Source organism: Halolactibacillus alkaliphilus (assembly GCF_900115465.1).
In the GTDB taxonomy this organism is placed as follows: domain Bacteria; phylum Bacillota; class Bacilli; order Bacillales; family Amphibacillaceae; genus Halolactibacillus; species Halolactibacillus alkaliphilus.
Window position 1 is genome coordinate 22699 of the sequence record NZ_FOWN01000034.1, and the last position, 7846, is coordinate 30544.

General features: G+C 36.8%; 10 protein-coding genes and 1 pseudogene. 5 read left to right on the plus strand and 6 right to left on the minus strand.

Going from position 1 to position 7846, the window contains the following annotated elements:
* Positions 1–95: 95 nt before the first annotated feature.
* The 3 genes from thrB to BM163_RS11720 are packed head-to-tail and all read right to left on the minus strand — an operon-like array spanning position 96 to position 3339.
* Positions 96–986: a homoserine kinase gene (gene thrB, locus BM163_RS11710; RefSeq protein WP_089803362.1), complete on the minus strand. Its 891-nt coding sequence runs from the start codon at positions 984–986 to the stop codon at positions 96–98.
* Positions 983–2044 (minus strand): threonine synthase, encoded by a 1062-nt coding sequence (thrC, locus tag BM163_RS11715; RefSeq protein ID WP_089803364.1) that lies wholly within the window; start codon positions 2042–2044, stop codon positions 983–985. Before thrC ends, thrB begins: the two co-directional genes overlap by 4 nt.
* Before the next feature lie 2 nt (positions 2045–2046).
* On the minus strand, positions 2047–3339 hold the full coding sequence (locus BM163_RS11720; RefSeq protein WP_089803366.1) for a homoserine dehydrogenase: 1293 nt from the start codon (positions 3337–3339) through the stop codon (positions 2047–2049).
* 595 nt (positions 3340–3934) lie between these two features.
* Between BM163_RS11720 and BM163_RS13840 the strand changes: the two genes are divergently transcribed.
* The 4 genes from BM163_RS13840 to BM163_RS11735 all read left to right on the plus strand — a co-directional run bounded on the left by BM163_RS13840 (position 3935) and on the right by BM163_RS11735 (position 5864).
* Entirely contained in the window at positions 3935–4108 is a 174-nt protein-coding gene (locus tag BM163_RS13840; RefSeq protein ID WP_170243728.1) for a hypothetical protein, read from the plus strand.
* A 336-nt stretch (positions 4109–4444) separates the two neighbouring features.
* A complete protein-coding gene (locus BM163_RS11725) occupies positions 4445–5113 on the plus strand; it encodes a site-specific integrase (RefSeq protein ID WP_089803369.1) in 669 nt (222 codons plus the stop codon).
* 164 nt (positions 5114–5277) lie between these two features.
* Positions 5278–5457, plus strand: coding sequence for a hypothetical protein (locus BM163_RS13845; RefSeq protein ID WP_146876970.1), 180 nt, complete (start codon positions 5278–5280; stop codon positions 5455–5457).
* Positions 5457–5864 (plus strand): hypothetical protein, encoded by a 408-nt coding sequence (locus BM163_RS11735; RefSeq protein ID WP_089803373.1) that lies wholly within the window; start codon positions 5457–5459, stop codon positions 5862–5864. Before BM163_RS13845 ends, BM163_RS11735 begins: the two co-directional genes overlap by 1 nt.
* Positions 5865–6115: 251 nt before the next feature.
* On the opposite strand, the gene BM163_RS14245 is transcribed toward BM163_RS11735, so the two are convergent.
* On the minus strand, positions 6116–6256 hold the full coding sequence (locus BM163_RS14245; RefSeq protein WP_443093370.1) for a DUF7695 domain-containing protein: 141 nt from the start codon (positions 6254–6256) through the stop codon (positions 6116–6118).
* Positions 6257–6358: 102 nt separating this feature from the next.
* Positions 6359–6724, minus strand: coding sequence for a DUF3139 domain-containing protein (locus tag BM163_RS11740; RefSeq protein WP_089803375.1), 366 nt, complete (start codon positions 6722–6724; stop codon positions 6359–6361).
* A 67-nt stretch (positions 6725–6791) separates the two neighbouring features.
* Between BM163_RS11740 and BM163_RS11745 the strand changes: the two genes are divergently transcribed.
* Positions 6792–7553, plus strand: coding sequence for a YiiX/YebB-like N1pC/P60 family cysteine hydrolase (locus BM163_RS11745; protein WP_229675570.1), 762 nt, complete (start codon positions 6792–6794; stop codon positions 7551–7553).
* Positions 7554–7640: 87 nt separating this feature from the next.
* Here the strand turns inward: BM163_RS11745 and BM163_RS13895 are convergent.
* A pseudogene (locus BM163_RS13895) lies at positions 7641–7846 on the minus strand (hypothetical protein); the annotation flags it as partial.

The following is a 7846-nucleotide window of genomic DNA, read 5'->3' on the forward strand; positions in this document are numbered from 1 at the left end:
AATGAATGAGACTATCCTTTATGGATAGTCTTTTTATAATCGTTTAAAAAATAAAAAGCCTCTCACCAGCGTTTAAGCTGAGTGAGAGGTATCATTTAATAACCATCCACCACTTCAATTCCTATGTTCACCGGCTTTAAAACAAGCCATTCATGTTCTGGCATTGTCTTTCGCCAGTAATGTAGCTGTTTTTCTGCTATTACTTCATCAATTAATATCATTAACGTTGGACCAGCACCACTAATATAGATACCATGCGCATCATCATTAACAAGTGCCTTCACAGCATCATAATGCGGAATAAGTTTCTTTCTATAAGGTTCATGGAAATGTTCTTGCGCCATCATGCGGCCAAGCAATGCCCAATCCTGTTTCACAAGTGCCGCTGTTGTTACATTAGCCACACTACTTGCCCGAACAGCATCTGCATAGCTAAAAGTATCTGGTAATACTTGGCGGGCATCCTTTGTTTTTAACTCAAACTCAGGAATAACAGCGACAAAACTTATATTTTCTAAATCAAGCTTCACATAGTCAACGACGTCCTCATAATGACCGATCACAGCGCCACCGATAATAGCAGGAGCCACATTATCAGGATGACCCTCAATCTCAGTCGCAATCTGCACCTTATCACGCTCACTTAAATTGAGTTCTAGTAATAAATTAGCTATTTCAATACCAACAGCAATAGCCGTAGCACTACTTCCCAACCCTCTAGCTAAAGGAATATCACTAAACAGTTCCACATGACAAGGTGGTAAGGTTTGTTTCCCATAGCGCGTTGCTACTTTTTCCGCAATCTGATAGATAAAGTTTTCTTTACCCTTTGGCACTTCTGTTAAATGCTTTGAATGGGACACAAACGCCCACTCATCAGATGGACTTACTTTAATAAATAAATATAAATCTAAAGCTACTCCTATTGAATCAAATCCCGCACCTAAATTGGCTGTTGTCGCCGGAACTTTGATTCGCCAGCTCATGATTTATCACGGCCAAGGATTGCTTTAACTACGACATCTTCATCATTATCAAGTACCATCGGAGAAATATCACTATGTTCGATTGCCGTATTTGGATCTTTTAATCCGTTTCCTGTCAGCACACACACCACTTGACTACCCGGTTTGACTTGATTATTTTTCAACGCTTTAAACAATCCAGCTACTGATGAATTAGATGCTGGCTCAGCAAAAATCCCCTCATTTTTAGCCATCCAGTGATAAGCTTCTAACATTTGTTCATCTGTGATCTCATCAATGGTCCCATTTGATTCATCTCTAGCATTTACTGCCTGCTTCCAACTTGCTGGGTTACCAATGCGGATAGCTGTTCCTATTGTTTCTGGATTGTCAAAAATACGATCATGCACAATCGCCGCTGAACCACTCGCTTCGTACCCCATCATTTTTGGTAGTCCCGTTTGTTTTTTATCGTGATATTCTTTAAAACCTTTCCAGTATGCCGTAATATTACCAGCATTTCCAACTGGAATAAAGAGATAATCAGGTGCCTTTCCTAAAGCATCACACACTTCAAATGCTGCTGTTTTTTGTCCTTCAATTCTGTATGGATTTACAGAATTAACTAAAGTTATATCATCACGTTCACCTAACTTACGAACAATACGTAAGGCGTCGTCAAAATTCCCCTTAATTGAGTATATCTCTGCGCCATACATAACCGCCTGCGCCATTTTCCCTTGAGCAATTTTACCTTCAGGAATAACAATTATTGAACGCAAGCCAGCTTTTGCTGCATATGCACTAGCAGCTGCTGAAGTGTTTCCAGTCGAGGCACAAATAACTGTATGCGAGCCATCTTCAATTGCTTTAGCCATCGCCATAACCATACCACGATCTTTAAATGAGCCCGTTGGGTTCGCCCCTTCAATTTTAGCATACGCCTCTACACCAAATTTTTTAGATAAATTATCTAATTTAATTAAAGGTGTATTTCCTTCATTAAGTGTTAACATCGGTGTTTTTTCATTTACAGGTAATAAATCCTTATACTCTTGTAGTAACCCTTGCCACGCCATCTTTATTCCTCCCCATCGACTCGATAATGACTAATCACTCGGTCGACTACCTCTATTTTGTCTAGTGCTTGTAAACTTTTCATAAGTTGCGCTTTACTAATTTTATGTGTAATCATGACAATTTCAGCACGTTGGTCTGTTTCTGTTGGTAATTGCAAGATCTTTTGGAAGCTTACATGATGATCTGTAAAAATATTAGTGATTTCCTGGAAAGCCCCAGCTTGATCTTCTACTTCTAAACGAATAAAGTGTTTTGAGTATTTTTCTTCAGGGACTTTAATTTGTCGCTTGAATTGAGGTTCTTGATAAGCATTACCGCTAATACCTAAACGAATATTTCGAATGACTTCCATAAGGTCAGAGACAACAGCTGTTGCTGTTGGCAAACTCCCTGCACCCGGGCCATAAAACATCGTTTCACCTACTGCATCACCATAGACATAAACAGCATTAAACTCATTCTTAACATTAGCTAGCGGATGATCTTTAGGAAGAAGTGTTGGTTCAACCATTACTTCTACTTTTTGATCGTGCATTGAAGCAATCCCTATTAACTTAATCGTGTACCCTAAACTATGAGCAAAAGCGATATCATCTTGTGTGATTGAGGTGATACCTTTTACTTCAACATCATCTAAATTCACTTCCATCTTGAATGCTAAATTAGCTAATAACGTCATTTTTCTAGCCGCATCTAGCCCTTCAATATCTGATGTTGGGTCGGCTTCAGCAAATCCTAAGCGTTGCGCTTCTTTTAACACATCATCAAATGGCAAACCTTCATCCGTCATTTTTGTCATGATAAAGTTCGTTGTCCCATTAACAATTCCCATGACTTTTTCAATGTGATCACTTGCCAATCCATCAACAAGTGTACGTACGATTGGAATACCTCCAGCTATACTAGCATCAAATAAGATATCACAATGATTCTCACGAGCAAGCTGCAACAATTCACGCCCATTAAGAGCCATCAAGTCTTTATTCGCTGTTACAATATGCTTTTTATTTTTTAATGCCTTTTCTAATAACTCTTTTGTACCTTTGACACCGCCCATAACTTCCACGATGATATCAATATTTTCATCTTCAACCAGTTCATCAGGGTTATCAGTTAACCATGAACGATTAATAATCATATCTCGTTCTTTTTCCAGGTCATTTACTAAGATTTTTGTGATTTCTACTTCGCATCCTAACTTATGTATGATGCGTTCTTTATGGTCGTTCAAGACACGAACAACACCTGTCCCTACTGTTCCAAGTCCGCACAAGCCTACATTAATTTTATCCATTACGTCGCCCCCTTGTTTGTATTTTCTGAATGTACATTTGTTTATTTATAGTGGACATTATACCGTGTGTCCGACTGAATCGCAAGTCCGAAATTAACATAAATTTCAGAAAATATAAAATAACAAAAAATTTAAAAAAATGACTAGTGATAGTGTATCACAATTTTATATGGTTTTTAACGTTTATTTTGAATTTCCTTAGGGTATATTCTTAGACCAAAACCTAATTAAACTAAAACCTCTCACATTTCTCATGTTCATCAGCCGTTAATTTATACAATCACTTTAGAATCCCCCGTACGGAGCTTTTTTCTGTTTCTTTCGCACAGAAAAGAGACTTGCCACTGGCTAAGCGTTACTATCATCAAGCTCAAAGTCGTCTTTATTAAAATATAATCATAACGTTTTTTTACTTTTTATTTTTTATGCGACTCCCTTTAGGAGAAGTCTGCGGTTATTTATCAAATATACAGCCTTTGGGTTGATTCAATAGCAACGATCTTGCTATTAATCATAGACCCAAAGGCTTTTTTATATATAATAGTCTTTGAATGAGGACAATCTATCACATTCACATCATAAAGGAGAATCTATCATGGATAATAAACAAGCCCTCGGTTACATGCTGCTCGCGTGTAAAGAAGCTGGACTGGATCACGAAACAACCAAACAACTCTACAAAGAAATGTACTATCAGTTTGATGTCAAAACAGAAAGCGAAGCAGAAAACCTTGGTTTTCGTTGGTATCAAGAACAACAACCTGAATAACAAACACCTAAGAGTGGCCAATCAAATAAACATCTGAAAGCTAGCTGATCTCAACAACCGTTGTCAGCTAGCTTTTTCTGTGTAAGAAACGGTTTCATCTATAGATGAACGAAATCTTATCGCAAACGGCTCGTTAGCCACGCGATAAGTCAACACTGTGTCACGTATCGGGTGTTGAAGTAAGACATAAATGTAAGAGCCTCAAAAACGCTCGGCTCAAAAAATATGGAGCGGCAAGCTAAATACCTGCACATTGACAACCTTATTTTTTTACATAAGGTGGGAAGGTTCGCGAGCGACGCCGATTTTTAAAAAAGAGCAAGGAGGGATCAACCCATGGCTAGACGTAAATCAGCGAGTTTATCTTACGATATTAAACAAGCGATTCAAGAAGTTGATCAGATAGGAAAATCAAAACGTGACGTAAGAAAAAATGGCGACAAAAGATTCATACATTCTTACAAACAGAAAAAAGAGACCATGAGTGTGGGTCAAAACTTTGCCCAATGGGCGAAACAACAACATCAAGTCAAACGTCTTACAGACGTCACAGAAACGCACTACAGGGCGTATATCGCCTTTAAACAACAAGAGGGCATCAGTAAAGGGCATTTAAAAAACATTGAAACAGGCTTACGCCATATCGAAAAGGGATTAGCGCTAAAAGCAGCACGTTTAGGGAAACAGCCCATTCAATTTACAACAAACAAGCGCCTCATCACAGGCAAACCGACACCCATCAATCGTTCTTATAGCCAAGAAGAATTCGAACATATACGCCCTTTTATGAGTGCAAATGGGCAAGCAGGTGTTGATCTCATGCGACATTTAGGATTGCGAGTAGAAGAAGCCACACAAGTGCGTGCCGAACATTTTCAACAGATAGGTGATAACTGGCGATTAGTGATAAAAAACGGGCAAGGCATTACGAAGGGCGGACGTTATCGCTTTATGTCTATTCCAGAACGTTTTAATAAGCGATTAGAGGCCCTTCTGATAAATTAGTGCCTATAAAACGCGATACACTCCGTGAGAACGTCAGAAACGCTTTCTATAAGGCCGGATTATCGACAAATGGGAGAGGGGCACATGGTTTTCGTCACTTGTATGCACGCAATCGGTTTAAACACTTGTTGAAAGAACGACAGATTGGATCCGAAGGCTATGACATGTTACAACGTATCATTGAGAATAAAGATATCGGTCGGGCAGCGAACTATGGCGTTCATCAAGCGAAGCATGACTTATTTAGACAAGTCGAAGAAGTGGTTAATCTCATTCATGCGGAAATGGGTCATGGTGCCGGTCGTTGGGATCTAGCGAAAGTATATTTGAGAGGAGAATCTTAATGGATAAAGAACAAGACATTGAAAAGCTACACGCAGAAATCAAGCGATTGAGAGAATTAATTGGTTCTTGGAAACGCAAAGCAGAGGGAAAAGAGTCAAAACCTAGGCGTATCTTTAAAGAATCTTATCGTCAAAATGATGACCAATTATCACACATTAAAACCTATATCATTGACTACATTCCTGGAGATTTAAGTGCGGAACAAGCACTGAATGAAATTGTGACGAGTGGGATTCTTCGCCAAAATGAACCCTATCGTTTCCATGGTTTGGCTTATACCGTTAAACACGATGCTTGGATTTTAGAGTTAAAGAATACCGTGATTCATGATAATCTAGAAAAATACTGGGAATATTATGATATCCGCCAAAGGAGAAGAAACTTAAAAGAATATGAGAAACAATAAATAATCTAAAATATAGCAAGTGTGGGATGATCGGGCTTAATATAAACCATTTAATGCCCAATCATCCTCTTTGTATGCTTTATTTCGTTTATTTTGGCTTTTCTCGTCCCACACTTGCTATACTTAATACACGCTTGACGGAAACCCAAATGCGATACGGATTTTAGCATCCACTCGACAGAGTGTATAAGTGCGCCATTGCATGGATATTTGAAAATAAAAAGAACTATCTAGATCGACAGTTCTTAAAATTATTCTTTTTCAAAAACAGAATAACTATCGTCAATATTTTTTAGATTTCCAGTTAAACGTTGATAGTCTTTACCGCCATCAATAGCAATTACTCCACACTTACACCAAACCATGTCATGTCGGTGTGTCTGCCCAATCATCTTTTTTTACAGAATATCGTTATAAATTCCGGGAATGCAGGCTACAATGTTAGCTATCGCCAATAATACTACGCAAAAAAAATAGAGTAGCATATTGCTATTCTATTTAGAAATTTTATATGAATACTCTGTTATATATTTACCTTTGTTTTTATCAACAATTTCTACACCATCATGATATCCATAAACTTTAACTTTATTTGAATCTGACTCACTAATAATTTCATAGAAATTATTAGGTTCATCTTTAAATACTACTCTTGCAAAATATTCCCCAGTCTTAGAATCAAATTCAATTTCTTTTTTTAAAATTTTCTGATCATAATTATTTTCATTTAAATAATTATCAATTTTCTCTACAGTCAACTTTTTCTCATCATAGTGAAAATTTTTATATATTAAAACACCAACTACAATGACTCCAATTAGTACAAACAATAAAATATATAACCAACTTTTGTTTTTCATAATTTTACCTCCATTTCCTATATATTTGTATTATAATAGAATTACAACAATAAAGTGAGGTTTTATTTTGTTTAGAAAATTCATCACTTTTATGGTTCTATTATTTACTGTCACTCTATTAGTTTATCCCAATGTATCACAAGCTGAAGAACTGAACAACAAACCTGAAACAGATTTATCAGAAGAGACATACAACCAATTAATTGAAAATGAAATCGTAGACAAAAAAATATCTTATGAGACTTGGTTAATAATCAATAATGAAGATAAATTCAATGAATTCGATTCAGAAATTCCAGTTCCTAATGAATTAATACAAATTGAAGAAAATATGACTTCTAATATTCAAACTTTTTCAACAGGTCCCACTCTTAATAAAGGAGATATTTTAGTCAGTAACGGAACGTCTTCTTTTGGATTAACAGGACATGCCGGCATTGCAATTAGTTCAACTCAAGTTCTTCATATTTCAGGGGCGAAAAATTCAAAACCGCTGGTTATTACAACTAAACAATGGCAAGATAGATACGGAATAGTACAAGGTCAAAAAGATGGCCGAACACATACTAATGTATACCGGGTGGGAAGCAGAACTAACGCTATACGAGCAGCTAATTGGGCTAAAATAAACTATCAAAATAAAAATTATTCTTATAGCATATCAATGAATTTACCAAGTAAAAACCCAACATACTGTTCAAAAATAGTATGGCAAGCATATGACTCTATAAGTGCTGTAAAAAAACCAACAACACTAATTGCAACACCATACGGACTTCCAGGTTATTTTAAAACTAATCAAAATTTAAAAGGTGTAGGTATTATTTAGTGAATTTTTAAATCGAGTAGGAGGTAGGTGATTAATTCACCTACCGACCTCTCACACCACCGTACGTACGGATCCGTATACGGCGGTTCAATAATTTAAGTATCGTTTTAATTTATAGTCAGATCTAAATTGACTTGTTTTCAAGCGAAGGTTTAAATTTCTTAGCCCCCACTTCAATAGTCGCTCATTTGATAGTGCTCGATGAAGGGCAGGTGTTTTTGAGTTATTCCAATACCCCTTCCTACTCGCAGCTAATTTAAGTGCTTCGTTATGAGATATTCCGTATTTTCGAA

What these genes read in the sequence shown, in the direction of transcription:
- BM163_RS11725 (WP_089803369.1), top strand. Translation starts at nt 4,445, where the DNA reads ATGGCTAGACGTAAATCAGCGAGTTTATCTTACGATATTAAACAAGCG.
- BM163_RS13840 (WP_170243728.1), top strand. Translation starts at nt 3,935, where the DNA reads ATGGATAATAAACAAGCCCTCGGTTACATGCTGCTCGCGTGTAAAGAA.
- thrB (WP_089803362.1), bottom strand. Translation starts at nt 986, where the DNA reads ATGAGCTGGCGAATCAAAGTTCCGGCGACAACAGCCAATTTAGGTGCG.
- BM163_RS11735 (WP_089803373.1), top strand. Translation starts at nt 5,457, where the DNA reads ATGGATAAAGAACAAGACATTGAAAAGCTACACGCAGAAATCAAGCGA.
- thrC (WP_089803364.1), bottom strand. Translation starts at nt 2,044, where the DNA reads ATGGCGTGGCAAGGGTTACTACAAGAGTATAAGGATTTATTACCTGTA.
- BM163_RS11720 (WP_089803366.1), bottom strand. Translation starts at nt 3,339, where the DNA reads ATGGATAAAATTAATGTAGGCTTGTGCGGACTTGGAACAGTAGGGACA.
- BM163_RS11740 (WP_089803375.1), bottom strand. Translation starts at nt 6,724, where the DNA reads ATGAAAAACAAAAGTTGGTTATATATTTTATTGTTTGTACTAATTGGA.
- BM163_RS14245 (WP_443093370.1), bottom strand. Translation starts at nt 6,256, where the DNA reads ATGATTGGGCAGACACACCGACATGACATGGTTTGGTGTAAGTGTGGA.
- BM163_RS13845 (WP_146876970.1), top strand. Translation starts at nt 5,278, where the DNA reads ATGTTACAACGTATCATTGAGAATAAAGATATCGGTCGGGCAGCGAAC.